Origin of the sequence: Thiomicrorhabdus sp., assembly GCF_963662555.1 — a bacterium.
In the GTDB taxonomy this organism is placed as follows: domain Bacteria; phylum Pseudomonadota; class Gammaproteobacteria; order Thiomicrospirales; family Thiomicrospiraceae; genus Thiomicrorhabdus.
This window is the reverse complement of sequence record NZ_OY759719.1, coordinates 2637058-2662430: the sequence shown is the minus strand read 5'-3', so window position 1 is coordinate 2662430 and position 25373 is coordinate 2637058. Positions and strand designations below refer to the sequence as shown.

The 25373-nt window shown below is 37.6% G+C and carries 23 protein-coding genes; 13 read left to right on the top strand and 10 right to left on the bottom strand.

Annotated elements, in window-relative coordinates; genetic code table 11:
- The first annotated feature begins 143 nt into the window (after window positions 1-143).
- A complete protein-coding gene (locus ACORJQ_RS12060) occupies window positions 144-878 on the top strand; it encodes a glutathione S-transferase (protein ID WP_321324849.1) in 735 nt (244 codons plus the stop codon).
- A gap of 66 nt (window positions 879-944) precedes the next feature.
- Here ACORJQ_RS12060 and ACORJQ_RS12055 read toward each other — a convergent pair whose 3' ends face one another.
- Window positions 945-1544, bottom strand: a complete 600-nt coding sequence (locus tag ACORJQ_RS12055) for a protein-methionine-sulfoxide reductase heme-binding subunit MsrQ (protein ID WP_321324848.1) — start codon at window positions 1542-1544, stop codon at window positions 945-947.
- A 34-nt stretch (window positions 1545-1578) separates the two neighbouring features.
- The gene (gene msrP, locus ACORJQ_RS12050) at window positions 1579-2478 is read right to left on the bottom strand and encodes a protein-methionine-sulfoxide reductase catalytic subunit MsrP (protein ID WP_321324847.1); all 900 of its coding nucleotides are present in this window, start codon (window positions 2476-2478) and stop codon (window positions 1579-1581) included.
- A gap of 197 nt (window positions 2479-2675) precedes the next feature.
- Between msrP and argC the strand changes: the two genes are divergently transcribed.
- The 3 genes from argC (at window position 2676) to ACORJQ_RS12035 (ending at window position 5498) form a co-directional block, all read left to right on the top strand.
- Window positions 2676-3719 (top strand): N-acetyl-gamma-glutamyl-phosphate reductase, encoded by a 1044-nt coding sequence (gene argC, locus ACORJQ_RS12045; protein WP_321324846.1) that lies wholly within the window; start codon window positions 2676-2678, stop codon window positions 3717-3719.
- A 181-nt stretch (window positions 3720-3900) separates the two neighbouring features.
- Window positions 3901-4242 carry an iron-sulfur cluster insertion protein ErpA gene (gene erpA / locus ACORJQ_RS12040; RefSeq protein ID WP_040726255.1) on the top strand — a complete coding sequence of 114 codons (342 nt, stop codon included), beginning with the start codon at window positions 3901-3903 and terminating at the stop codon, window positions 4240-4242.
- Between the two features lie 77 nt (window positions 4243-4319).
- On the top strand, window positions 4320-5498 hold the full coding sequence (locus ACORJQ_RS12035; protein WP_321324843.1) for a citrate synthase: 1179 nt from the start codon (window positions 4320-4322) through the stop codon (window positions 5496-5498).
- Window positions 5499-5625: 127 nt separating this feature from the next.
- Here the strand turns inward: ACORJQ_RS12035 and ACORJQ_RS12030 are convergent, their stop codons facing one another.
- The 3 genes from ACORJQ_RS12030 to ACORJQ_RS12020 all read right to left on the bottom strand — a co-directional run bounded on the left by ACORJQ_RS12030 (window position 5626) and on the right by ACORJQ_RS12020 (window position 8478).
- The gene (locus ACORJQ_RS12030) at window positions 5626-6762 is read right to left on the bottom strand and encodes an anhydro-N-acetylmuramic acid kinase (RefSeq protein ID WP_321324842.1); all 1137 of its coding nucleotides are present in this window, start codon (window positions 6760-6762) and stop codon (window positions 5626-5628) included.
- Complete coding sequence (locus ACORJQ_RS12025) at window positions 6763-8001, bottom strand: peptidoglycan DD-metalloendopeptidase family protein (RefSeq protein WP_321324841.1); 1239 nt, start codon at window positions 7999-8001, stop codon at window positions 6763-6765. It lies immediately after the preceding gene.
- 210 nt (window positions 8002-8211) lie between these two features.
- On the bottom strand, window positions 8212-8478 hold the full coding sequence (locus tag ACORJQ_RS12020) for a sulfurtransferase TusA family protein (protein WP_321324840.1): 267 nt from the start codon (window positions 8476-8478) through the stop codon (window positions 8212-8214).
- 286 nt (window positions 8479-8764) lie between these two features.
- Here ACORJQ_RS12020 and glyQ point away from each other — a divergent pair, with 286 nt between their 5' ends.
- From glyQ to ACORJQ_RS11985, 7 genes are all read left to right on the top strand, one after another.
- Window positions 8765-9691 (top strand): glycine--tRNA ligase subunit alpha, encoded by a 927-nt coding sequence (gene glyQ / locus ACORJQ_RS12015; RefSeq protein ID WP_321324839.1) that lies wholly within the window; start codon window positions 8765-8767, stop codon window positions 9689-9691.
- Complete coding sequence (glyS, locus tag ACORJQ_RS12010; protein ID WP_321324838.1) at window positions 9691-11763, top strand: glycine--tRNA ligase subunit beta; 2073 nt, start codon at window positions 9691-9693, stop codon at window positions 11761-11763. The genes glyQ and glyS overlap by 1 nt, the downstream gene beginning before the upstream one ends.
- Window positions 11764-11920: 157 nt before the next feature.
- Window positions 11921-12454: a D-glycero-beta-D-manno-heptose 1,7-bisphosphate 7-phosphatase gene (gene gmhB, locus ACORJQ_RS12005; RefSeq protein ID WP_321324837.1), complete on the top strand. Its 534-nt coding sequence runs from the start codon at window positions 11921-11923 to the stop codon at window positions 12452-12454.
- The gene (locus ACORJQ_RS12000) at window positions 12451-13206 is read left to right on the top strand and encodes a lysophospholipid acyltransferase family protein (protein WP_321324836.1); all 756 of its coding nucleotides are present in this window, start codon (window positions 12451-12453) and stop codon (window positions 13204-13206) included. The genes gmhB and ACORJQ_RS12000 overlap by 4 nt, the downstream gene beginning before the upstream one ends.
- Window positions 13207-14028, top strand: coding sequence for a motility protein A (locus ACORJQ_RS11995; protein WP_321324835.1), 822 nt, complete (start codon window positions 13207-13209; stop codon window positions 14026-14028).
- Window positions 14029-14037: 9 nt separating this feature from the next.
- Window positions 14038-14853 carry an OmpA/MotB family protein gene (locus ACORJQ_RS11990; protein ID WP_321324834.1) on the top strand — a complete coding sequence of 272 codons (816 nt, stop codon included), beginning with the start codon at window positions 14038-14040 and terminating at the stop codon, window positions 14851-14853.
- Complete coding sequence (locus ACORJQ_RS11985) at window positions 14850-15533, top strand: OmpA/MotB family protein (protein ID WP_321324833.1); 684 nt, start codon at window positions 14850-14852, stop codon at window positions 15531-15533. The genes ACORJQ_RS11990 and ACORJQ_RS11985 overlap by 4 nt, the downstream gene beginning before the upstream one ends.
- A gap of 62 nt (window positions 15534-15595) precedes the next feature.
- Here ACORJQ_RS11985 and ung read toward each other — a convergent pair whose 3' ends face one another.
- Both ung and pdxH read right to left on the bottom strand, forming a co-directional pair.
- Window positions 15596-16288 carry a uracil-DNA glycosylase gene (gene ung / locus ACORJQ_RS11980; protein WP_321324832.1) on the bottom strand — a complete coding sequence of 231 codons (693 nt, stop codon included), beginning with the start codon at window positions 16286-16288 and terminating at the stop codon, window positions 15596-15598.
- Window positions 16289-16310: 22 nt separating this feature from the next.
- Window positions 16311-16976 (bottom strand): pyridoxamine 5'-phosphate oxidase, encoded by a 666-nt coding sequence (gene pdxH, locus ACORJQ_RS11975; protein ID WP_321324831.1) that lies wholly within the window; start codon window positions 16974-16976, stop codon window positions 16311-16313.
- A 327-nt stretch (window positions 16977-17303) separates the two neighbouring features.
- Here pdxH and parE point away from each other — a divergent pair, with 327 nt between their 5' ends.
- Together parE and ACORJQ_RS11965 are read left to right on the top strand one after the other, a co-directional pair.
- Complete coding sequence (gene parE / locus ACORJQ_RS11970) at window positions 17304-19196, top strand: DNA topoisomerase IV subunit B (protein ID WP_321324829.1); 1893 nt, start codon at window positions 17304-17306, stop codon at window positions 19194-19196.
- Window positions 19197-19343: 147 nt separating this feature from the next.
- On the top strand, window positions 19344-19943 hold the full coding sequence (locus tag ACORJQ_RS11965; protein ID WP_321324827.1) for a hypothetical protein: 600 nt from the start codon (window positions 19344-19346) through the stop codon (window positions 19941-19943).
- A 75-nt stretch (window positions 19944-20018) separates the two neighbouring features.
- On the opposite strand, the gene ACORJQ_RS11960 is transcribed toward ACORJQ_RS11965, so the two are convergent.
- The 3 genes from ACORJQ_RS11960 to ACORJQ_RS11950 all read right to left on the bottom strand — a co-directional run bounded on the left by ACORJQ_RS11960 (window position 20019) and on the right by ACORJQ_RS11950 (window position 25346).
- On the bottom strand, window positions 20019-20366 hold the full coding sequence (locus ACORJQ_RS11960) for a hypothetical protein (RefSeq protein ID WP_321324825.1): 348 nt from the start codon (window positions 20364-20366) through the stop codon (window positions 20019-20021).
- A gap of 142 nt (window positions 20367-20508) precedes the next feature.
- Complete coding sequence (locus ACORJQ_RS11955; protein ID WP_321324824.1) at window positions 20509-22860, bottom strand: sensor domain-containing protein; 2352 nt, start codon at window positions 22858-22860, stop codon at window positions 20509-20511.
- A gap of 56 nt (window positions 22861-22916) precedes the next feature.
- Window positions 22917-25346, bottom strand: coding sequence for a sensor domain-containing protein (locus ACORJQ_RS11950; RefSeq protein ID WP_321324822.1), 2430 nt, complete (start codon window positions 25344-25346; stop codon window positions 22917-22919).
- Between the last annotated feature and the right edge of the window lie 27 nt (window positions 25347-25373).

The following is a 25373-nucleotide window of genomic DNA, read 5'->3' as shown; positions in this document are numbered from 1 at the left end:
AAAAAGCTCGAATTTACTGGTTAAATTCGGGCTTTTTTATTATTTAAACCTTATCAATTAAGAATTGATTCAAATTACCAGGCCTGGTAATTTGAATCTGTTTTTAAACAAAAAGTTTTAAACAGAAAAATAGAAGAAGATTTATGAATAAACACCCCATTTTATATTCTTATCGTCGTTGTCCTTATGCGATGCGGGCACGTATGGCGATTTATCTTTCTGGTATTCAAGTTGAGCAACGTGAGATTGTGTTTTGGGAGAAGCCTCAGCCAATGCTTGAAGCATCTCCAAAAGGTACGGTGCCGGTTTTAATATTGCCTGATGGAACAGCGATTGAAGAGAGCAGAGATATCATGCTTTGGGCGTTTAAACATGCCGTTGATAAAACAATTTACCAGGCCTGGTTATTTTCTGAAGGTTCTAAAGAAAATCAAGCAATCCAGCAATGGATTGACCGCTGTGATAATGAATTTAAAACACATTTAGACCATTATAAATATGCCGATCGATTTCCTGAATATCCACAGGCTCACTACCGAGAATTGGGTTGTGAGTTTTTAAATTCAATTGAATCTACCCTTTCTTCAGCCAATTTAGATGCCGGAAATAAACAAAGTTTTTTAGTCGGCAATCAATTGTCTATGGCGGATATTGCGGTATTTCCATTTGTGCGGCAGTTTGTGAATGTGGATAAAAGTTGGTTTGCAGAGGCAAATTATTTTTGCTTAAAATCTTGGTTAACTTTACTTCTAGATTCTGATTTTTTTAAAGCGGTAATGAAGAACAGGCCTGTTTGGCAAGAGAGGCATCTGCCTTTGTGGGTTGATGAACCCAATCTGGAAACAAAGAATCAATTTACCCAGAAGGCTCAAGGATGACTTAATTGAGTAGTCAAATAAGGAAAAGGAAATAAGTAAGAGAGTCGGTGGTAAAACAATTAAGCATTAACGTGATATTTTGATTCTAAATGCCATTAAAATCATAAATAAACTTAAGTAAATTAAAGGCATCATCAAGTCAGCTTTTACTAATAAGGCATAATGTAATATACCTAAAAAGGTCAGTGGATAAACTAGTTTATGTAACGTTTTCCAACGACTTTTTAACCGTTTTTGCCAACCAGCGGTTGAGGTAATGGCAAGTGGAATGAGCATGATAAAAGCGAGCATTCCGATGAGAATAAAAGGTCTTTCTATAATATCTTGAATGGTATCTCGTAGTGATAATCCCATCTCAAAATACACATATACACTCAAGTGCAGTAATGCATAACAAAACGCACTTAATCCCAAGGTTCTGCGAACTAAAGGCATCGCAAAAAGCCAACGGTTCCAGTTAGGTTTAAATAGCTTTTGAATGGGTGAAATACTTAACGTCAGCAGTAAAAAGTAAATTGCCCAATCGCCTGTTGAATGCTCTAAAAATTCAACCGGGTTGGCACCTAAGTCATCATTAAATAAACGCCAAACTAATATCCAGGCAGGAATACTACAAATAAAACTGAAAAGCGTTATTTTGAGTATTTTGTTCTTATTTACTGCCATGGGTTATTAGGTTCCTGATACATAAACGGTGCAATTAAAAATATTTTTTTAAATCCATGCCTTTATACATGTCAGCTACTTCTTTCTCATAGCCATTAAACATTAGGGTTTTTTGTTTAAAGAACGAGCCCAAAGGCCGCTCTTTAGCTTGTGACCAACGCGGATGCGAGACATTAGGATTTACGTTTGAATAAAAGCCATACTCAGAGGGCGTTGCTTCCATCCAGCTACTAATGGGTTGTTTTTCAACCAAACGAATTTTAACAATGGATTTACTGCTTTTAAAACCATATTTCCAAGGAACGACTAAACGAATAGGAGCTCCATTTTGATTAGCTAGTTCTTTGCCATATAAACCAGTTGCCATTAATGTTAATGGGTGTATGGCTTCATCCATACGCAAACCTTCTTTGTAAGGCCAATCTAATATTTTAAAACGCTGACCAGGCAAATTTTTGCTGTCTTCAATGCTAACAAATTCTACATATTTTGCTTTGCTGGTTGGCTCAACTTGACTAATCAGTTTAGAGAGTGGAAAGCCAATCCAAGGTACGACCATCGACCAACCTTCAACACACCTGAAACGATAAATACGTTCTTCTTGTTCAAGTTTGAGCAAGTCTTCCATCGCAAAAGTTTTAGGTTTCAAACACTCACCTTCAATGACGACTTGCCAGTTATCGGTAATTAAACTGTCTGCGTTACGAAACGGATCTGATTTATCCGTTCCCAATTCGTAGAAGTTGTTGTAATGCAAAACATGTTCTGAATCGGTTAGTTTAAGGGAGGGTTGATACTGATTATTTTTGTGAAAACTTAATGCATAAGCACTTAATGGAGAAAGCAGTAATCCTGAAGCGGCAATCCCTTTTATAAACTGGCGACGGTTCATAAACAGTTGTTCATCAGTCACTTGATTTTCAGTCAATTTCATATGGAGTGCTCCTGCTAGATTCATCTTAGGGCGTTAAGGCGATGATTCTGTATTAATGAATAACCATACTTTAATAGACCTAAGGCAACATGAAAACTTTCAATTTAATCGGATTTAAATGCTCAAAAGTTTTATTCATTGCATAGATGCTTGTAAAATAACTTTTATATTAACTATTTAAAAGCAGAGTACAGAAAATGACAAAAGTAAAAGTCGGTATTGTTGGTGGAACAGGTTACACAGGGGTAGAGTTATTACGTTTATTAGCTAATCACCCTAATGCAGAGGTAGAGGCAATCACTTCACGTGGTGAAGCAGGTACTCCAGTTGCAGAAATGTTTCCAAACCTTCGCGGCTTTTACGATATTGCCTTTTCTGAACCTCATATTGAAAAGCTTAAAGCTTGCGATATCGTGTTTTTTGCAACCCCGCATGGTGTAGCAATGAGTATGACGCCTGAATTAATTGAAGCAGGCGTAAAGGTTATTGATTTAGCCGCTGATTTTCGTATTGAAAACTTGGATGTCTGGGAATCTTGGTACGGTATGCCTCATGCATGTCCAAATATTATGGATGAAGTGGTTTATGGCTTGCCAGAGTTGTTTCGTGAAAAAATCAAAACCGCTCGTGTTATTGCCAATCCAGGTTGTTATCCAACAGCGGTGCAACTTGGTTTTCAGCCTCTATTAAAAGCTGGCCTGATTGATATTGATCACTTAATTGCAGATGCTAAGTCTGGTGTAAGTGGTGCAGGTCGTGGTGCCAAAGTAGGTTCTTTAGCGGCAGAAACTAGTGAAGGCTTTAAAGCTTATGGTATTAATGGACATCGTCATCTACCAGAAATCAAACAAGGTTTAGAGTTGATGGCGGATTCTCAAGTCAATTTAACCTTTGTGCCACATCTAATACCGACAATTAGAGGTATTGAAGCGACTTTATACGGTAAGTTAACAAAAAACGTGTCTCAAGAAGAGCTACAAGAGCTGTTTGAAAATACTTATGCTCAAGAGCCATTTGTCGATGTCATGCCAGCTAATAGTTTGCCCGATACACGTTTGGTAAAAGGTTCTAATATGTGTCGTATGGCGGTGTATCGCCCAGCGGGGGGAGATATTGTTGTGGTTACTGCTGTAATAGATAATCTTGTAAAAGGTGCGGCAGGTCAGGCAGTGCAAAACATGAATATTATGTTTGATTTAGAAGAAGATGCTGGCCTAAATCATGTCGCTTTATTACCTTAATATTGATTAAAGACAGAAACCGTCGAACACTTAATGTTCTGGTAACAAAACTACAAAGAGTGAATTTTAGTTTTTTGTTATAATACTTCTTCGGCTACATTTAATTTGAGTTGGGCAAGATTCTTGAATTCTTAGTGGATCTTAGTTCAACCAAAAATATAAAAAATAAAAGGAAACAGAAATGTCTGATATTCCACAACCACTAGACTTTACCGAGGCAGCAGCCAATAAGGTAAGCGGGTTAATAGAAGATGAACAAAATCCAAATTTAAAGTTAAGAGTTTATATTACGGGTGGCGGTTGTTCTGGGTTTTCTTATGGTTTTACCTTTGATGAGACTCAAGCTGATGACGATACAGTAGTAACTAAAGGTAATGTAACTTTGTTAGTTGATTCAATGAGCTTTCAATATTTGGTGGGAGCCAAAATCGACTATCTAGAAGACTTACAAGGCGCTCGTTTTGTAATCGAAAACCCAAATGCAACGACGACATGCGGGTGTGGTTCTTCATTTAGCGTGTAAGACACGTTAACTACTTTCAAATATTCATATTGTTAAATGCTCCATATTTTGTATGGGGCTAATTATTAGGGCATTCTATGGAATATATTCCAGGGTTAGCTGGCGTACCAGCAACAGAATCAAAAATTTCTTATATTGATGGCCAAAAGGGGTTATTGACCTATCGTGGTTATGATATTCAAGAGTTGGCCGAATTCTCTTCTTTTGAAGAGACAACGCTTTTGCTTTTGTTTGGTGATTTACCTACGGCGGATGAGTTGAAGCGTTTTGATAATTTATTAAGAGAAAATCGTCGAATTAAATTTAATATTCGTCAAATAATGCAAAACCTACCTTCTACCACACATCCAATGCACATGTTGCAGGTAGTTGTAGCCAGCTTGGCGAGTTTTTATCCAAGTACTGAATATATGAAAGGGGCTTCTGAAAACCAAGATTATATTAATGATGTAACGGTTAAAATCATTGCTCATATGGGCACATTGGTTGCCAACTGGGAGCATGTTAGAAACGGTTATGACCCTATTCAGCCCCGTAAAGATTTAAATTACGCAGAAAATTTTTTATATATGCTAACGGGTGAAGAGCCTGATAAAGATTGGGCTCGTATATTAGATGCGATTTTAATTTTACATGCTGAGCATACGATTAACGCTTCGACTTTTACCACTATGGTGACGGGTTCTACGTTAGCGAATCCTTGTTCAGTAATCTCATCTGCAATCGCCTCATTGTCAGGCCCGTTGCATGGTGGAGCTAACCAAAAAGTCATCGAGATGTTAGATGAAATTGGTTCACCAGAAAATGCACGAGCTTATATTGAAGATCGTTTATCCAAAAAAAGAGTTATTTGGGGAATGGGTCATAGAGAGTACAAAACTAAAGATCCACGTGCGACAATTTTGCAAAAACTTTCAATGGAGTTGTTGGTTAAAAAGTCTAATGCTGGAGAACTTAGTAAAGCATTTGCTACTGCGATGGAAGTTGAAAAAATTTGTGAAGAATTACTAGGCCATAAAGGCGTTTATCCTAATGTGGATTTTTACTCAGGGATTCTTTACAAAGAGATGGGCTTTGATCCAGGTTTATTTACCCCAATTTTTGCAGTAGCTCGTTCTGCAGGTTGGATGGCTCATTGGCGTGAGCAGCTGCAAAATAATAAAATATTTAGACCAACTCAAGTTTATACAGGAGCGGGTGAGGCTTGTTATATTCCAGTTGAACAACGCGGACAAACAGAGCATGAATTTTTATAAGTATTGAAACAAAACTTATTTAAGAAGTTCTTAGGCGTGTTTAAAAATAAAGGCCTGGTTAATTTTAACGTTAACCAGGCCTTTCTATTTTAGGTAACTCAGTATTTTGTAATAACCGTTTTCGTTTTTATGAGTGCCAAATAGCACCTAAAACGCCATTACGTTTTGCCCCTGTGACTTTTGCAAGATCAATTGGATTGTTTTCAATGCGTTGTTGAGCAAGCCAAGCAAACATCATTGCTTCTATTGCATCGGGATTAATACCCTTTTGAAAGCTACTTGCCACGGTGCAGTCGGGTAGATGTGCCTGAATTCTTGATATTAAAAAATCATTGTAAGCACCGCCGCCCACAATCCATGTTGGCGTTTTTACGGCGGTGCTAATATCTAAAATTTGGATTTGCTGTGCAATGGTCTTTGCAGTCAACTCGCAAAGAGTCGCAAGTAAATCATGCGTGTTAATCTTTATATTTTTCTCTGTTAACAGAGTATCAACCCAGTCAGTATGAAAAGTTTCTCTGCCGGTACTTTTAGGTGCTTTTAGTTTAAAGTACGGATGTGTTAACAGGTGTTCAAGTAACTTAAGATTAATCTTGCCTTGGCTGGCATTTTGGCCAGAAGGGTCATATTGAATCCCGAGCTGTTTTTGACAAACATCATCCATTAAAGCATTTCCAGGACCAGTATCCCATCCAATAATCTCTTTGCTTTCTGAATTGGAATTTAAGCAGCTGATGTTTGCAATACCGCCAATGTTTATTACAAAGGTAGGTGAATTGTTAGCAAAAAGTTGATGATGAAAAACAGGTGCAAATGGTGCACCTTGACCACCTAAAGCCATATCATCTATTCTAAAATCACCAACCGTGGTTATGCCAGTTGTTTTGGCTATAAAAGCAGGGTGTCCAATTTGAATAGACATAGGAATTTCTGGAGCATGATAAATAGTTTGTCCATGGCTACCAATTGCGGTTATTTGTTCAGGCTTTAAGTGGTTTTTTTTGAGTAATGTGAGAGTTGTTTGACTAAAAATATCTGCGACTTGTTTTTGCAATAAGGCTAGATGTTGTAAATGCATTACAGGTTTGGTGTTTAATGCAATAAGGTTTTGTTTTAATTCTGCAGGAAGGGGTTCTGAAATAAAATCAATTAACTCAATATGCTGTTGATTGATATTCTGTTGATTCATCTTAATCAGTGCCGCATCTACTCCATCGGCACTGGTGCCAGACATTAAGCCAATAAAGTAGTTATTTTGCGGCATTTATTCAAAATTCCCAACTATTTGAGTTTGAGTATTGAGGCGATTAAGTTGGGTTAGTAAAAAATGACTTTTTTTCTTGAATTCATTTTTATACTTCTTAGCAACAGGGCCAGCGGCTGGAAACTTGACCTTAAGTGGATCAACGTGTTTACCGTTAATACGGAATTCATAGTGTAAATGCACACCCGTTGCTAAGCCTGTTTGTCCCATGTAGCCGATGATATCTCCCTGCTTAACAAATTGGCCTTTTCTGTACTTACCAAATTTATTTAGGTGGCCATACACTGTCATATACTTACCAGCATGCTGAACCTTGATGTAATTTCCATAACCATGGGCTTTACCGCGGGCAACAATTTGGCCATTACCAGTCACATGAATAGGCGTGTTTAATGGTCCGCCATAATCAACGCCGCGATGAGAACGCCATTTTTTTAAAATAGGATGAAAGCGACGATTGGTAAATTTAGATGTAATTCGAACGTAATCTACAGGAGCTCTTAAAAAGGCCTTTTTTAGATTGTTACCTTTCTCGTCGTAATATCCAATAACGTTTTTATTGTCACGTAAAATAAATGCGTTATGAACATTTTTGCCTTTATCTGTAGTGATTTGAGCTGCCAATATATCTCCGTCACCAAGGTATTCACCATTCAGGTAACGGGTTTCATAAATCACTTTTAAGGTGTCGCCCTTACGAAGTTCACGAATAAAATCAATATCCCATGCAAACATATCAGCAATATTCATAATGCTTTTGGCACTTAATCCGGCTTTCTCGGCGGCTAAATAAAAAGGGCCATCAATCGTTGCATAAGCTGTTTCTGTACGAATTTCAACCTTAGCTTTCTTTTCATGAATTTGGTAACCATCATCGGTTTTAACCACTTCATAAGCTAAAGTTCTGCTCTTTGGATAAAGAATTTTTTGCAGATTATCGTTTTTATCTACCCAAATTTTAAGTTTATCTCCCACCCGTAAATTGGTAATTAAATTACTATTTTTTAAACGGCCTATGCTATAGGTGGTAGAGGCATTGATTTTGACTTTATCTAAAGCGGTACTTAAAGAATCATTTTTTCCAATTTTAACGGTATGTTCTTGCCAGTTAATCTCTTTTGATGAGTTTCCTATCTGGTTTTCTGTTTGTTTATTAGATTCAGTGTCGATTTCTGGCAGTGGAAGAGTGATGGTTTTTAGAGCTGCATTAGCCAGAGCGTTAATTGGTAACAAGCTCATGCTGAAAATTATTGAGCCAAAAAGGATGGCGAATTTTGAGGGTTTAGCTGACATAAGCCTATTTATCATGAGAATTCTTATTGTATTTGAAGATTAAATTATTGCGATTCATTATAACTAAATGAACCCCAACTACCAGGGGGAGAACCAGTTTTTAATACTGTTTTAAGTATATTATGTCGTTTTTACAGATGAGCTAATAGGTCTTAATTATTTACGTTCTTTGACTTCAATGACTATTGTGCAACCTTCTTTATTTTGATTAATAACAACAATTTGATGTTTATTGACTTTACACCAGCTAGAAATATCTTTTTCTGCACCTGGATCGGTACAGATAATTTCAATCATTTTACCAGGCCTGGTATTTCTGACTTGCTGTTGTAACTTAATGACAGGCATTGGGCATTTGAGTCCCTTAGCATCCACATGATGGTCAATGGTAAGATCAGTGGTTTGGTTGTATGTGGTTGTCATTATTTAGCCTTTATGTGTTGTTTAATCCTATTAACAAACGGTTCGATTTTAAGAAGAAGGTATTTTCGTTAAAAAAGTAGAGGTTAGCCGTTTTTGGTCATTTTTGACAATACAAAATACGTTATAATTACGCAAATTTTTTAACCAAAAATCTTGTTTTTGAACTATTTGATTTTACAACGAATTGAAACTCAATAAGCAAGGTTTGAAAGACAATGAGAACTTTGTAGGAGTGAATATACTTTTGCAAAGGTTTCACAAGATATTCTTTAAAGAGGTTTTGACTGTGTCGGCACAAGCAGCAACAGATATTCGCACGTTTCAGGGATTAATTCAGTCTCTTCAGGCCTACTGGGCAGAACAAGGTTGTGTAGTAATGCAGCCCTATGATAATGAAATGGGGGCGGGTACTTTTCACCCATCTACATTTTTAAGATCAATTGGCCCAGAGCCATGGCGTGCGGCCTATGTTCAGCCATGTCGTCGTCCAACCGACGGTCGTTATGGTGAAAACCCAAACCGTTTGCAGCACTATTATCAATTTCAGGTGATGCTAAAGCCATCACCAGATAATATCCAAGAGTTGTATCTTGAGTCTTTGAAAGTCATGGGTGTTGATCCGCTTGAGCATGATATTCGTTTTGTTGAAGATAATTGGGAATCACCGACTTTAGGGGCCTGGGGGCTTGGTTGGGAAGTATGGATGAATGGCATGGAAGTGACACAGTTTACTTACTTCCAACAAGTCGGTGGCTTAGAATGCCGACCTGTTACCGGTGAAATCACATATGGTCTTGAGCGTATTGCTATGTATTTGCAAGGGGTTGATTCGGTTTACGATTTAGTTTGGGTAGATGGTCCAGGCGGAAAAGTCACTTATGGTGATGTGTTTCATCAAAACGAAGTTGAGATGTCTACTTACAACTTTGAAAAAGCCGATACCGCAATCTTGTTCCGTACCTTTGATGAGTGTGAACAGATTTTTGCAAAATTGGTTGAAGATAAATTGCCTCTTCCGGCTTATGAACAAGTGTTAAAAGCCTCTCACGCATTCAATATGTTAGACGCTCGTCACGCAATTAGTGTGACTGAGCGTGCACGTTTTATTGGGCGTGTGCGAACTATGGCAAAGCAAATTGCTGAATCTTATTATGAGGGGCGTGAAGCATTAGGATTCCCGCTAGTAAAAGATCAATCTCAGGAGGCTAAATAATGAGCGTCAATACTGAAACATTTTTAGTCGAAATCGGAACAGAAGAACTTCCTCCTAAAGCCCTTAAAAAATTAGCCAATGCATTTGCGAGTGGTATTGAAGCAGGCCTGCAAGAAGCAGAGCTAAGCTATGGCGATGTCACTATTTATGCGGCTCCTCGTCGTTTAGCGGTGATGATTGATTCGATGCAATTAAAGCAAGACGATAAAGTAGTTGAACGCAAAGGTCCTGCCAAAAAAGCAGGTTTTGATGCTGATGGTAATCCAACAAAAGCGTTACAAGGTTTTGCCCGTGGTTGTGGTGCAACAGTGGCTGATTTGATTGAAATCGAAACCGATAAAGGCACCTGGATGGCTTATAACCTTGAACAAAAAGGTCAACCAGCCACTGAGCTTTTAGGCGACATTGTTAATCAATCTTTAGCTAAACTGCCAATTCCAAAACGTATGCGTTGGGGTAGTTCTGATGTTGAGTTTGTACGACCTGTGCATTGGGCGTTAATGATGTTGGGCAGTGAAGTAGTGCCAGCGACAATTCTTGGTCATCAAACCTCTAACACAACTAAAGGGCATCGCTTTCATGCACCAGGCCTGCTAACTATTTCAAAACCTGAAGAGTACGTGACTAAACTAGAAACCGAAGGTTATGTGTTAGCTGACTTTGAAAAACGTTCAGCTCGTATTGAACAACAAGTCAATGATGTAGCACAGAAAGCAGGTGGTACTGCGGTGATTGATGCTGATTTATTAGAAGAAGTCACGGCACTTAATGAATGGCCAACTGCGGTGGTAGGCGAGTTTGATGTGACCTTCTTAACCGTACCTTCCGAAGCATTAGTATCAGCAATGGCTGGCCACCAAAAATACTTTCACATGTTAGACAGTGACGGCAAATTAATGGCTAATTTTATTACCATCAGTAACATTGAAAGCTCTAATCCTGCTTCTGTTAAATATGGTAATGAGCGTGTTATTCGACCACGTTTGGCAGATGCAAAATTCTTTTGGGATCAAGACCGTAAAAACCCATTAGATGATTTTTTACCGCGTTTGAAAACCGTCGTTTTCCAACAACAGTTAGGCACTTTGTTTGATAAAGTTGAAAGGCTTGAAACCCTTGCTGTAAAAATTGGTAAACCTTTAGGGGTTGATGGTGCTTTGTGTGAAAGAGCGGCACGTTTATCAAAATGTGATTTAATGTCTGAAATGGTGGGTGAATTCCCAGATTTACAAGGTGTAATGGGGCGTTATTACGCTACCGCTCAAAATGAAGACGCTCAAGTTGCTGAAGCAATTGATGCACAATATCAGCCACGTTTTGCGGGTGATGCTTTGCCTGAATCGGGTGTGGCTCAAGCTTTAGCGATTGCCGATAAACTGGATACCATTACGGGTATTTACGGCGTAGGGCAAATTCCTACCGGTGATAAAGACCCATTTGCTTTACGTCGTGCGGCACTTGGTTTACTGCGTATTATGATTGAAAAGAATCTAGATTTAGATTTACGTCTATTGATTCAATTTAGTTTAGAACTCCATGAAAAAGTGGAAGTGACGGATAAGCTGGTTGATGATATTTACGACTTTGTTGTCAGTCGTTTACGAGCCTATTACGCTGATCAAGGTATTTCTGCCGAGCAATTTGAAGCGGTACGAGTGTGTCGTCCTGCTCACCCGATTGATTTTGCAAAACGTATTGCAGCAGTTAAGCAATTTAGTCAGATGGAAGGTGCAGAGAGTTTAAGTGCGGCCAATAAGCGTATTAGTAATATCTTGAAAAAAGTAGAAACACCAATTGCTGAAACGGTAAATACGGATTTATTTACCGAAAAAGCTGAAACAAATTTGTGGAATGCTTTAGACGCTTTACGTGAGACGGTTAGTGATCATATTGCCGGGCGAGACTACATTACTGCGATTTCTGAATTAGCAACGATTCGTGATGCCGTAGATACATTCTTTGATGATGTTATGGTTATGGCCGATGATGAAGCGGTTAAACAAAACCGTTTAGCGTTATTAAATCAGATTTATCAGCTATTCTTGCAAGTAGCAGACATTTCACGTTTGTAATGAGTTTATGATTAGATTTTGATTATCATAGCTCTGAAATGAAACTCCCGCTTTTGCGGGAGTTTTTATATTAAAAAACAGATTAAATAATTATAAAGATTAAATAATTTGGAAGATTAATTAGATAATCAATTTTAGACAAAGAACAAGGTTAGTAATGACTAAAATTATTGTTTTAGATCGTGATGGGGTTATCAACGAGGATTCGGACGATTTTATTAAGTCAGCCGCTGAATGGTTGCCAATTCCTGGTAGTATTGAGGCGATAAAACGTTTAAAAAAAGCGGGCTGGATTGTCGCTGTAGCGACCAATCAATCTGGTATTAAACGGGGATATTATTCTCGTCAGACTTTAAGTGAAATGCATCTAAAATTTGTAACGCTACTTGATGGTGATAAAGTGGATTGGATTAGCTATGCTCCTTACTTGTCGGATGATAATTCACCTGCAAGGAAACCGGCTACAGGCATGCTAAAAGCCATAGAAAAACGCTTTAATTGTAGTTTACAAAATGCACCTATGATTGGTGACACTCTAGCGGATATTAAAGTAGCTAAAGCAATGGGTATGCAGCCTTATTTGGTGAAAACAGGCAAGGGCCAAAGAACTCTAGCTAGTGATGATGATTCATTAAAAAATGTACCCGTTTATGAAAGTTTAAATGAAGTTGTGGAGGCTTTATTAGCATGAAAATCATTTGGTTTTTTCGTTCTGTTTTATTTTCGATTGGACAGATAACAACGCTTATTTTATTCTCAGTTTTGGGACAATTTACGCGTCCATTCTCATTTGCTACCCGTTATCAATTTATGCATTACTGGGCTCGTTTTTGTGTGGTTTGGGTGCGTTGGACTTGCGGTGTGAAATACCGTGTGCACGGCGCCGAAAATATTAATAACAATACGGCTGGCTTAATCCTTGCTAGACATGAATCGGCATGGGAAACCTTTGCATTTCAGGCTATTTTTCCGCGTCAAGCTTATGTTTTAAAAAGAGAACTGTTAAAAGTGCCTTTTTTTGGTTGGGGTATGGCGTTGCTAAACCCGATTGCCATTGATAGAGCCGCTGGTAGAAAGGCTTTAAACCAGTTGGTGAGTGAAGGCGTTGAACGCTTAGAGCAAGGCGATTGGGTGGTAGTTTTCCCAGAGGGCACAAGAATGCCTGCGGGTGAATTGGGCAAAATTAATATTGGGGGGGCAATGTTGGCCTCCAAAGCCAAAGCTCCTGTATATTTGGTGGCACATAATGCCGGTGAGTTTTGGCCAAAAAATAGTTTTATTAAGAGACCAGGTTGCATTGATGTATATATCAGCAAACCATTAGATACGGCAGAAATGTCGGCTTCCGAAATTAATCAACAGGTAGAGAGTTGGTTGAGTCAACACTTATCATCTGCTCAAGCGAGTGCAGATGCCAAAGAGGAGATTCACCACAAATCATAAATGAGTAAAATCGCGACAATTTTAGGCATTTTAATCGGCTCAATTATTTTGATATTGAGCATGATTGATTACCAACAAGGTCACTTCATTTATGCCTTTTTAAATTGGCAGGGGTTGGCTTTGGTATTGGGAGGGACCTTTGCGGCGATACTCATTAACTATCCATTCAGCCAGGTTGGCTGTGTCTTTAAGGGCTTTGCTAAAGTCCTCACTTCTGAACCCGCAACTTATCGTGATGTGGTCGAAGAGATGGTACGTTTAAGTCATCTCTCAAAACAAAAAGGTTTGCTAGCAATTGAAAACCAAATTGATTCTATTGAGGATCGTTTTTTTCAATTTGCATTGACCGAAATGTTGGTTTATCACGATGTTTCTATTCTCAAACAGAGTCTTGAAAACCGTTTATTTAATATGCGATTACGTCATCTTTCTTGCCAAGAAGTGTATGGCAATATGGCCTCTTATGCTCCTGCATTTGGCATGATGGGTACGGTAATGGGATTGATTATTATGATGACGACTCAAGTTGTCGATACGGGTAATCCTTATGGTGGTGAATCTCAAGATATGCTGGGCAATTTGTTAAATGGGATGGGATTGGCATTGGTCACAACCTTTTATGGTGTGCTATTTTCTAATTTGGTTTTTTTGCCTATCGCTGGAAAACTTAAGGTACTTACTGATGCTGAAGTCTTTAGAAATGAGATGATTATTCAAGGTGTTTTAGCCCTAAAAGAATCGTCTTCTACCTTATTGGTTAAAGAGCAGTTATTGGCTTTTGTAAATGAAAAAACCAAACAAAAATTAGAATCTTTAAAGTAAGGAGCCATTATGTCCTTACTCCTTATCTCATTACTTAATAAACCCAAAAATTCCAAAACAAATTTACCAGGCCTGGTAAATTCAGATAATCCAGATGTTCAGCAAATCAAACGTAATCGCATGTGGTTACTTACCTATATTTCTTTGTTTACCTCATTATTAGCGTTCTTTATTTTAATGATTAGCCTAGTGGAACTGGAAGGTTCAACTCCGGTAAGAAATTATCAAAAGTTAGTGAATAACTTAAATAAACAAGTGAATTTTGAAATAGATAAACAGGGGATAAGTTGGTTGCAAGTTAATCACTCTTTAAGTAGGGGGGTTCAGTTAAGCCTACCCGCTGAATTGATTAGTAATGCATCTTTATTTGAATCTGCTCGTGCCAAAATTAACCCACGTTATTTACCCTATTTACAGAATATAGCTAATGTTATTTTGGCTTTAGATTTAGAGCACTTTACAGAACGTAATCGTAAACTCATTAAAGGCATAGAAGTCTCTGGTGCTAAGGTGCAATTTTTAATTCGCATTGAAGGTCATACAGATTCTTACCCTATGGCGGCAAATGCACGTTTTAAAAACAATGTTGAACTGAGTACTTTTAGAGCCTATGCGATGATGGAGTGGTTAAGAATTCATACAGGCCTGCCAAAATCAATGTTTGCTATTTCTGGCTATGGCAGTTTTCACCCATTAACACAAAACCCGCAAGATCCACAGAATAGACGTATTGAGATTTATCTACAACCCATTATAAGAGATGCTTCTAAACAGAATAACGATGAATTGAATGAGGCTCCGATAACCCAAGAGATAACGTCATGAATGTGGTGATGGAGCGAGCAAGATCGGCTTGGTTATTGGCTTTTGGTGATGTAGTTACCTTATTGATTACGTTTTTTATTATGACCATCGCTATAAATAAGGGTGAAATTACCAAAATAGAAAAGTGGGTTGATAAACAAATTACACAGAGTTACCAGGTATTAGAAACAGAAGCTGAGCAACAGAACTTACAAGTTATAAAAATTAAGCGAACGGCTAGAGGTGTGTTGTTAACCATTCAAAGTGACAATGCTTTTGAAAGCGGGCAATTTACACCAACCGCAAAATTACAAAAAGAGCTTGCTGTTATGAGCAAATTACTAAATAAGACCCCGTTATTTAATATTGAACAATCTGCTCAGAACCGTGAAGTAATAAAACGTGCTAAAGCCGACGGAATGCTATGGGTGCCAGAAATTATGGTAGAAGGCTATACCGATGATGATAAGATTGATCCACGTTCTAGATTACGAAATAACTTTTTTTTAAGTACCTTAAGAGCACAATCTGTAATGCAGGCGCTGTATGAGCAAAGTGGTTTACCTGCCAAGCTATTTTCGGTATCGGGTTATGGTGAATGGCAGCCTATAGCAAACAACGATACTATAGAAGGTAAACGTTTAAATAGACGTGTAAATGTATTAATTACCGCAGGCTTTCAAAAAAATAACACACCTTAAAAAATGGTAGCGGTTTGCTAAGTTGTCAGAGATATAAGCTTAACCAAAGAGCAAAATCTTTTTTAAGGTAGCTGCCAATCAATTGCTGAACGATGGTTTTCTAGTAGATATTGATTGGCCTTCGAAAAAGGCTTACTACCAAAAAAACCACGATAAGCCGAAAGTGGAGAAGGGTGTGGGCTTTCGATAACAAGGTGTTTGTTTCTATCAATCATTTTGCCTTTTTTCTGGGCGTAAGCTCCCCAAAGTATAAAAACGGTGTGTTCAGTTTGGTCATTAATCGTTTGAATCACAGCATCGGTAAACTGTTCCCAACCTTTGTTTTGATGAGCATTTGTTTTACCAGCTTCTACGGTCAACACTGCGTTGAGCAATAGAACACCTTGCTCTGCCCAGGGTTGTAAATTACCTGTGTGCTGGTTGTTTACACCTAAATCATCTGCAAGCTCCTTATTAATATTTAATAAGGATTTAGGTAAGGGTTTAACCTCCGGTTGAACAGAAAAACACAAACCATGAGCATGGCCTACAGTTGGGTATGGATCTTGCCCTAAAATAACCACTTTAACAGATTCTAGTGGCGTGCTATTTAAGGCATTAAACCACTGATTACCTTTAGGTAAAATAGTTTTACCTTGATCTTTTTCATTAACCAAAAAAGCTTTGAGAGCTTGCATGTAAGGTTGGTTAAATTCTTTTTCTAGATAAGATAGCCAGCTTGAATCTAGTTTTATATTGCTGTCACTGTTTATCATTTTTTGTTTTCCAATGAATACATTAAGGTGCTAAACGTTCAATTAACCAGGCCTGGTGATTTGTGTCTGGATGATGTTTTTCTAGAGTATAAGTAAAGCGATCATGCAGTCTATTTGGACGTCCTTGCCAAAATTCAAATTGATTAGGCACCAAACGATAACCACCCCAATGATCTGGACAAGGCACCTCAATATGTTCGTACTCTGCTTCTTGAATAGAGTAGTTCATTTCCAAAGTTTTACGTCCAGGAACAATTGTGCTCTGAGTTGAGCTTGCCGCCGCCAGCTGACTGTCTCTTGGGCGTGAGTGAAAATACGCCTCAGATTGTTGCCTAGAAATTTTTTCTAAGGTTCCCTCAATACGAATTTGTTGATCTAATTGCGGCCAAAAAAATAGTAAACATGCATGCGGGTTGTTTTCAATTTGCTGACCTTTAGCACTGTCATAATGCGTGTAGAAAACAAAGCCGCTGTCATCGACTTCTTTTAATAATACAACGCGGCTATGTGGCTTGTGATTGTTATCTACAGTGGCCACGGACATGGCGGTAGGGTCTATAATTTGTTGTGTTACAGCTTCATCCATCCAGTGTGAAAATTGCACAAAAGGGTCAAGCGAAAGCTCTTCTCTAGCAAGTTGTTTAAGGTCGTATTCACGACGTTCTTGATGGTAGTCTCGATTTGGCATAATAATGTGATATCATTTTGAATTAATTGTTATGTGGGCACCTCGATTAACCCCTGGTAAAGTTCAGCGGGATTTAAAGGCCTCTTATTCAAGGCATGAAACGCCGACCTTAGTTATTCTAAGGTCAAGATTCATAACAAAGAAGAAGAGGCCTTTAAACCCCGCCCGTAGGGGCTTAGCCAAGTTAACCATCTCTACGTAGTGAAGATTTGCAAGGTTTAGACATTCCTTCATCTTCACGCCTTGATATGGCTAACTTGGCGTTGCCTGAATTCATTAAGGGTTAGTCGAGGTACCCGTATCATTTTATCACCAGGAATTTTCTCTGTGAGTGAAAACTACAACGCATCTGAAATAGAAGTCTTAACCGGTTTAGATCCAGTACGAAAACGTCCGGGAATGTATACCGACACCACCCGCCCAAACCACCTTGCACAAGAAGTTATCGATAATAGTGTCGATGAAGCGATAGCAGGCTTTGCCAATGAAATTTCTGTTATTCATCATGCTGATGGATCAATGAGTATTCAAGATAACGGTCGCGGTATGCCGGTTGATATTCACCCGGAAGAGGGCGTACCTGGTGTAGAAGTGATTATGACTCGCTTGCACGCAGGGGGTAAATTCTCTAATAAAGCTTATCAATTCTCGGGTGGTTTGCATGGGGTGGGTATTTCAGTTGTTAATGCACTCTCTAAAAAAGTTGAAATTCAAATCAAGCGTGACGGTAAATTGCACACCATTAGTTTTGCCAATGGTGATTTGTTAGAGCCGTTAGAAGTTACTGGCAAAGTAGGCAAAAAGAACACAGGTACTTTTGTAAGATTCTGGCCAGATGCCTCGTTTTTTGATTCACCTAAATATGCTTTGGGTAGATTAACCCACTTATTAAGAGCTAAAGCCGTTTTAAGCCCAGGATTAAAAATCACCTTTACGGATGAAACCACCAATGAAACTCAAGAGTGGTTTTATGAAAATGGTTTAAAAGATTACCTAAACGATGCTTTAGATGGTCAAGACCGTTTACCAATTGAAGGGTTTATTGGTTCAAGTCAAACCGATAATGAAGGCGTTGAATGGGCAATTACTTGGCTAGTTGAACCAAATGAAAACTTAATGGAAAGTTACGTTAACTTAATTCCAACTCCGCAAGGTGGTACGCATGTAAATGGGTTAAGAGCGGGGGCAACTGATGCCATTAGAGAGTTTTGTGAATTCCGTAATTTGATCCCGCGAGGGGTTAAAATTACGCCAGAAGATGCCTGGCTTAATGTGGCATTTGTTCTATCTGCCAAAGTCAGAGAACCACAATTTGCCGGGCAAACTAAAGAGCGTTTATCGTCACGTGAATGTGTGCCGTTTATTTCTGGTGTGGTAAAAGATGCCTTAAGTCTTTGGCTAAATCAGCACACTGAAGTGGCTGAAAAAATTGCTGAGCTGGTTATTAATAACGCCACAAACAGAAGTAAAAAAGCCAAAAAAGTTACCCGTAAAAAGATTACCTCAGGGCCGGCTCTGCCAGGTAAATTAGCAGATTGTACCGAAACCGATTTAACGCGTACCGAGCTGTTTTTAGTTGAGGGTGATTCTGCAGGAGGGTCTGCAAAACAGGCTCGTGATAAAAACTTTCAAGCGATTATGCCGTTGCGAGGTAAGATTTTAAATACATGGGAGGTGGAATCAGGCCAGGTATTAGCCTCGCAAGAGATTCACGACATTAGTGTTGCCATTGGGGTTGACCCTGGTTCAGATGATTTAAGCGGATTGCGTTACGGTAAAATTTGTATTTTGGCTGATGCTGACTCTGATGGACTACATATTGCCACCTTAATCTGCGCGTTATTTGTTAAACATTTCTCTAATTTAGTGGCTGAAGGGCATATTTATGTAGCTATGCCGCCTTTATACCGTGTAGATGTAGGTAAAAAAGTTTTTTACGCCTTAGATGAAGCTGAACGCCAAGGTATTTTAGATCGTATTGCCGCCGAGAAGTTGCCAGGAAAAGTTCAGGTAACCCGTTTTAAAGGGTTGGGTGAAATGAACCCTTCTCAGTTAAGAGAAACCACAATGCTGCCAGAAACCCGCCGTTTAGTTCAGCTTAGCTTAGTGGTTGATGGGGGTGAAGATGTGAATGAAGTGATGGATAAACTTTTAGCTAAAAAACGAGCCGGCGATCGTAAGATTTGGTTAGAAGATAAAGGCGATTTAGCTGAAATTTAATGAGATGTTAGTGCTGAAGTTCTTTTAAGTTCTTTTAAGTTCGTTCTTTCAAGCTCTCTTAAACTGATTGGCATAAAAGACTGAACAATTGACTTAGCAATTATTTACTAAGCCCTATTAAGATAGGGCTTTTTTATGGAAACTAAAATGATGTATTCGATAAAAAACCTTAAATTAACCAAACACCCTATGTATATTTTATTGATTGGTTTAATTAGTTTAGTCAGCTTATTACCAGGCCTGGCAAATTCAGCGGAGAGTAAGGTTTTAAAAGATTATCACATGAGCATATATAAAGATATGCAGGGTTCTGTTGATGGTGTTGAGCTGTTTACTAAGGTAAGTGGTAAAAATGAATTTTTTGGTGTGACATGCTCAAGTCAATCGCCTTTGCCTGTATTTCAAGTTGTGATGTTTGAAAACCAGATTATGAGTGAAACACCTAAACTGCTGTCTGTGAATTTACAGGTAGATAAGGTACCAGTAAAAGTTGAATTACAAGGTATTTTAAAAGTAACGGATACGACAGAAGAATTATCAAATAAGGTGCGAATTGAAGTAGTAACTCAGCGAGGTAGTTCTTTACAGAACCTGCAAAAACAGTATCTAAACTTACTCACCGAGTTAAGAAAAGGCAAAACCCTGAGTATTGAATTAAAACACCGAACTTTAGAACCTAAAAAGATTGAATTTTCATTACAGGGTTTAGATAGCTTGCTTAAACCGTATCAAGATCTCTGTTTTTAAAAAGGTCGTTTTTTATTGATTGTATTTTACCAGGCCTGGTAATTTGTAAAGCAGGTTAGAAATGAATTCTGTTTTTTAAGCGGAACGATGTAGTTTGCCCATTTTGATAAGTCGTTTTTTGTAATCTAAAAAATCTTGAATGACTGATTGCTCAAACGAGTTTAGCTCGATAAAGGCGAGTTTTAAATAGATTTCATCTTCAGAGTTATGCCGAGAAGTAACAACTGTTTTTACACACAAAGTTGTAAAATCACCCAATGCGGGTATTTCAAATTCAAGCTCTAACTCGGTACCTTCTTTAGCTCCACGTGGTGTTCTCACGCCTGCTTCTTCAATAGATAATTCCATAAGCTGTGCTTCAGCTGAACCATTTTTACCAATCAGTTTTGCTTTACGATTGGTTTTAAAGCTCGAAATTTCCATAAATATCACCATGTAAGCTAAAAGAAAGACCCAGCGTTTAATTATGCATCAAATTACGGTAACCAGTAAAAAATTATTGGCTATAAATCGTTATAAGTGGAGCGATATGAAACTTAGCTAAAACCTGAAATTAATTGCTAAGTTAAGTGTGTAAAGGATTCTGGCTGAGTTCGTCAATGATGTTGTCTAAAGATTCTGGACGAGAATAGAGATATCCTTGGTGTATATAACAACCTTCTTTTTTAAGTATTTCACTTTGAATCTCTGATTGAATGCCTTCTGCAATAATGGATAGATGTAACGATTTTGCAAGTTGAATAAAGGTACGGCATATTTGCATATCACTATTGCTGGTTGCAATGTTTTCAATAAAGGATTTATCAATTTTGATAGATTCTATTGGCAATGACTGAATGTAAGATAAGCTTGAATACCCTATCCCAAAATTATCAATACATACTTTAATTCCAAGTTGTCTAAGGTGTTGAAGGGTTCGCATAGATTTGTCTAGGTCATGCAACAGGCTGCCTTCGGTAATTTCTACCTTAATAGAAGATGAAGAAATAAAGTTTCGTTTAATCGTATCTTCAAGCATTTTGGGTAATGAGCTTTCTTCAAGTTTTTGTGAAGACAAGTTGATTGAAATTGGTGGGATATTGATTCCTGTTTGAGTTAATTTGGCAATGTCTTTTCCTACTCTTTTGATAACCCATTCATCAATTTCAACAATATGATTTGTATCATAGGCATTTTTTAAAAATTCATTTGCTGAGAGTATTTTATGTGACTCAGGATGATGCCATCTGAGTAAGGCTTCCATGCCAATAATTTTATTGGTTATGGTGTTGTATTGAAGCTGATAATAAACTTCAAATTCTTGCTCGGCGATGGCTTGCTTAAGCTGTTTGCTGTTTTTAAGCCTTTCAAGCTCTTTAGTTTGATTTGATTGATCGAAGAAATGATAATGATTTTTTCCACTACTTTTGGCTTGCAGAAGAGCGTTGTCAGCATTTTTTAAAATTTCTGAAACGGTATTACCGTCTTTTGGAATAATGGCAATACCAATACTTGCTTCAACTTGAATGCTTTTATCGTCAAAGTGAATCGGGGTATTGATTTTAGCTAATAAATTTATGAGATAGTTGACCATTTTATTGTGGAATTCAGAGGGGATAATGTCTGTAGTTTGTTTTGTTAAAATCACAAATTCGTCACCACTAAATCGTGTAAGTAAATCTGTCTCAGGGATGTAATCTTGTAACCGTTTGGCAATGATTTTTATTAAATGATCTCCGGTTTCATGACCTCGAGTTTCATTTATTTTTTTGAAATTGTCTAGATCAATAAAAATGATTGAAGAAGGTTTTAATGTGCTCGATGCTTGATTACTAATACGCTTGCTCAGTTTATCTATCATAAATCTACGGTTAGCTAAATGCGTTAAAGAATCAAAATAAGCCATATTATTAATTTTGTTTTCACGTTGTTTTAGAGGGGTAATATCTCTGGCAATACCTCTGTAACCAATCATTTTTTTACGTTTATTAAACATTGGGCGACCACTTAGCTGGATGTAAATCAGCTGACCTGCTTTGTGCAAAAACTCAATTTCAATATTATTAAATTCTTCAGCGAGCATTAATTTTTGCTGCCAAATCAAACTACTGGTCTTGGCATCTTTATTGGCAAATAGTGAATTAATCGGATGAGATAAAATTTCGTCAGATTTATACCCTAATAGGGCGTAAGTTTGATGGCTAGAGTAGGTAATATTGCCTTTTTCATCTGTTTCCCAGAGCCAGTCAGGTGAAGTTTCGAGTAATTGCTGATAGCGTTCTTCTGATTGGGTGATTCTTGAACTTAAATTACGCAAAGTAATGCGTAGCACCAGCCAAATGATTAAGCTAATCAGTAAAGCAGAAAATACGGTATAGGCGATGTTTTCTATAAAGAGTGGTGTCATTTTGCTTTGATCATACATGATCACAATACCCCATTCATCATCGATTATGGGAGCATAGGCAGCAAGCACAATATTATCTGAAATATCAGTAATGCTTTGTACACCATATTGACCGTTAATAGCCATATACATTGAGGGTTTAATGAGTCTTTCGTGCCTCGGTCGTGGCGAGTCGCCTTTAGAAGAAAGCAGTAGCTCCAACCTTCCACTTGTTTGGTTTTTATGAACTAAAAAGAACTCTTGATGCGGTTTGTTAGAATTGAGTTTAAACCATAAGCTTTTAATCTCTTCAAGAGCGGTTTTAGTTTCTCTCTCTTTGGCGTAGAGACTATTTGCTTTAATGACGGGGGTAAAAATTTGTTTTAGCAATATGGCTTGTAACTCAGCACTGTCTTCCATCTCTTGAGATTTTTGTTCTAATGCATTTGAGTAGATTGGAAAATAAGTGAAAAGACTCACAAAGGTAATTGCAAACACAATTCCAAGAACGATTAGGTTAATATTAATCTGACGATTTTTTATATTGTTCATGTCATCACTCTCCGTGATAAGAAGCACTATATTGATTCTATCAATATTGACGCATACTAAATGTCATTGATTAATCTAAGCTTAGTCTCAGTTTGTTTGTTTGTTTGCGTATTTGGGGTTGCTGGTTCTTTATATAATTGTGACCCAGAATTTTCTTTAATATCGGGCTTCATAAGTAACTGAATAATTTCTGACATTGGTTGTGGTTTTGAATACAAGAAACCTTGGATAATAAAACAACCTTCATTAGTTAACAGGTCTTTCTGGTTCTCATACTGTACCCCCTCAGCAATGAGGTTTTTATCTAACGATTTTGCCAATTGAATGATTGAACGGCAAATCTTTAAGTCGCTATTGCTGGTGGTGATTTTATCAATAAACGATTTATCAATTTTTAGCGTATCAATAGGTAAGTTTTGTAAATAAGATAAGCTTGAGTAACCCGTACCAAAGTCATCAATGCTTGTTTCTATACCTTTATTACGGAGTATTTGGAGAGATAAAACGGCTTTATCTAAGTTTTTTAATAAGCTTGTTTCTGTTACTTCTAGTCTTATATCAGCGGGAGCTAAAAAGTTTTCTTCAATTGCCTTGCTAACTAATTCCGGCAATTTGGGGTTTTCAAGTGTTTTGGCTGAAAGATTGATAGAAACAGGTATTGAACGATTTGTGCTTTGTTGCATTTGAGCAATGTCTTTGGCTGCTTGAGTAATAACCCATTCATCGATTGATTGAATATTGTTTGATTCAGTAGCAAGCTGAATGAATTCTAGAGGAGAAATCATTGTGCCTCGTCTAGAGCTTGGCCATCTTATGAGAGCCTCCATGCCATAGATTTTTTGGTTTTGAGAGTCAATTTGTAGTTGATAATAGAGTTGAAACTCTTTATGTTTTATAGCGTGTTTGATATCTATTATCATTTGTTTACGTTGGTTTTCTAGCTCTTGCATGCTGGCGTCAAAATACCGAAAGCAATTTTTTCCATCATGTTTAGCACGATACATTGCACTATCAGCATGGCTAAGAATTTCAGAACTGGTTCTACCGTCTTCTGGAATCATGGCAATTCCAACACTCGCAGTTACCATGATGTTGTGGTGATCAACTATCATGGGAGTATTAATAGCCGCTAACAACCGTTTTAAATACTCTTCTAATAAAAGCTTAAAATCTGGCATTAACATTTGATTTTTGCAGCGAATTAATACAACAAATTCATCCCCCCCCAATCTAAATACTTGGTTTGGTTCCCCGGAGAGCTCCTTCATTCTGTCTGCAATTGTTTTTAAAAGCAGATCGCCAACTTCGTGACCTTGAGAATCATTAACGTCTTTAAAACCGTCCAAATCAATAAATAGCAGAGCAGAAAGAGACATATCTCTGCGTTTTATAATGGTGTCTAAGTGATCGTTAAGTTTATTAATCAAATTAGGTCGATTAGGCAATTCGGTAAGAGGATCATAAAAAGCCATATTCATTATGGTTTCGTGTTTTTCTTTTTGTTTGGTTATATCTCGGTTAATACCTCTATAGCCAATGATTTTACCGTGCTCATTTCTATACATTTGGCCATGCATTAAAACAGAAACTGTAGAGCCAATTTTAGATTCAAAACTGATTTCAAGATTATAGATGTCATCTTTTTGTTGCATGAACTGCATAATCTTTTGTTCATTTTCTTTAGCTTGGCTAGGCAGTAGAAAGTTAAAAATGGGTTTACCAACCATTTCTAATGGTGTATAGCCCAATATGTTGAAGCATTGATCACTGCAAAAAGTCAGATTTCCATATTGATCTGTCTCCCAGATCCAGTCCATTGAGCTTTCAACAAGTTGTTTATAGCGGGTTTGTGACTGGCCAATTTTTTTAAGTGCTCTTCTTTTCGAGAGTTTAAGAATTAGCCAGGATAAAACAATTGAAACCAATAAGGCTAATCCTGTATAGGGTGCGATTTTTTCAATTATTTGAGTGATATTGGGCTGTTTATGTAGAATCATTAACCCAAAACGATCGGAGTAAATCGGTGAAAGAGACAAGTAGTAATCTTCAGAGATATTTAAGATAGTGTTTTCGGTAAATGAGCGGTTAAAAATAGGCTTAAATAAACTTTGACTCAGTGGGATATTAGTTGCGCCAATATCAAGAAGCACTTTAGGTTCTGCAGAGGCATTTTTTCTGGAAACCAAAAAATAACGAAAGTCAGTTAATTCTTTGGTGTTTTTCTGCCATAGCATCTTTATTTTTTTCAGTGCTTCAGTTTGAGCTTTATTTCGTGACCATTCTGTTTTACCGTTTTCAACGGGCTCTAGTAGTGATGTGATTAAATTTAATTGAGCGGTAGATTCATTGTTTAACTTTTGAATAGAGCTTGATTTGTACTGTTGAAGCATTGGCCATAACGTCGCAGCACTCACGAATAGTATAGAGAATACTACGGCAAGCAGTATTGGTGTGAATTTTAAGGTAGGTGTTAAGTTATTTGACACAATGAACCTTTGATATTGCTAAGTTAA

Bases quoted from the DNA above. Each gene is read 5' to 3' on its own strand.
- ACORJQ_RS12060 (WP_321324849.1), top strand. From the start codon at position 144: ATGAATAAACACCCCATTTTATATTCTTATCGTCGTTGTCCTTATGCG.
- ACORJQ_RS12055 (WP_321324848.1), bottom strand. From the start codon at position 1,544: ATGGCAGTAAATAAGAACAAAATACTCAAAATAACGCTTTTCAGTTTT.
- msrP (WP_321324847.1), bottom strand. From the start codon at position 2,478: ATGAAATTGACTGAAAATCAAGTGACTGATGAACAACTGTTTATGAAC.
- argC (WP_321324846.1), top strand. From the start codon at position 2,676: ATGACAAAAGTAAAAGTCGGTATTGTTGGTGGAACAGGTTACACAGGG.
- erpA (WP_040726255.1), top strand. From the start codon at position 3,901: ATGTCTGATATTCCACAACCACTAGACTTTACCGAGGCAGCAGCCAAT.
- ACORJQ_RS12035 (WP_321324843.1), top strand. From the start codon at position 4,320: ATGGAATATATTCCAGGGTTAGCTGGCGTACCAGCAACAGAATCAAAA.
- ACORJQ_RS12030 (WP_321324842.1), bottom strand. From the start codon at position 6,762: ATGCCGCAAAATAACTACTTTATTGGCTTAATGTCTGGCACCAGTGCC.
- ACORJQ_RS12025 (WP_321324841.1), bottom strand. From the start codon at position 8,001: ATGAGCTTGTTACCAATTAACGCTCTGGCTAATGCAGCTCTAAAAACC.
- ACORJQ_RS12020 (WP_321324840.1), bottom strand. From the start codon at position 8,478: ATGACAACCACATACAACCAAACCACTGATCTTACCATTGACCATCAT.
- glyS (WP_321324838.1), top strand. From the start codon at position 9,691: ATGAGCGTCAATACTGAAACATTTTTAGTCGAAATCGGAACAGAAGAA.
- gmhB (WP_321324837.1), top strand. From the start codon at position 11,921: ATGACTAAAATTATTGTTTTAGATCGTGATGGGGTTATCAACGAGGAT.
- ACORJQ_RS12000 (WP_321324836.1), top strand. From the start codon at position 12,451: ATGAAAATCATTTGGTTTTTTCGTTCTGTTTTATTTTCGATTGGACAG.
- ACORJQ_RS11995 (WP_321324835.1), top strand. From the start codon at position 13,207: ATGAGTAAAATCGCGACAATTTTAGGCATTTTAATCGGCTCAATTATT.
- ACORJQ_RS11990 (WP_321324834.1), top strand. From the start codon at position 14,038: ATGTCCTTACTCCTTATCTCATTACTTAATAAACCCAAAAATTCCAAA.
- ACORJQ_RS11985 (WP_321324833.1), top strand. From the start codon at position 14,850: ATGAATGTGGTGATGGAGCGAGCAAGATCGGCTTGGTTATTGGCTTTT.
- ung (WP_321324832.1), bottom strand. From the start codon at position 16,288: ATGATAAACAGTGACAGCAATATAAAACTAGATTCAAGCTGGCTATCT.
- pdxH (WP_321324831.1), bottom strand. From the start codon at position 16,976: ATGCCAAATCGAGACTACCATCAAGAACGTCGTGAATACGACCTTAAA.
- ACORJQ_RS11965 (WP_321324827.1), top strand. From the start codon at position 19,344: ATGATGTATTCGATAAAAAACCTTAAATTAACCAAACACCCTATGTAT.
- ACORJQ_RS11960 (WP_321324825.1), bottom strand. From the start codon at position 20,366: ATGGAAATTTCGAGCTTTAAAACCAATCGTAAAGCAAAACTGATTGGT.
- ACORJQ_RS11955 (WP_321324824.1), bottom strand. From the start codon at position 22,860: ATGAACAATATAAAAAATCGTCAGATTAATATTAACCTAATCGTTCTT.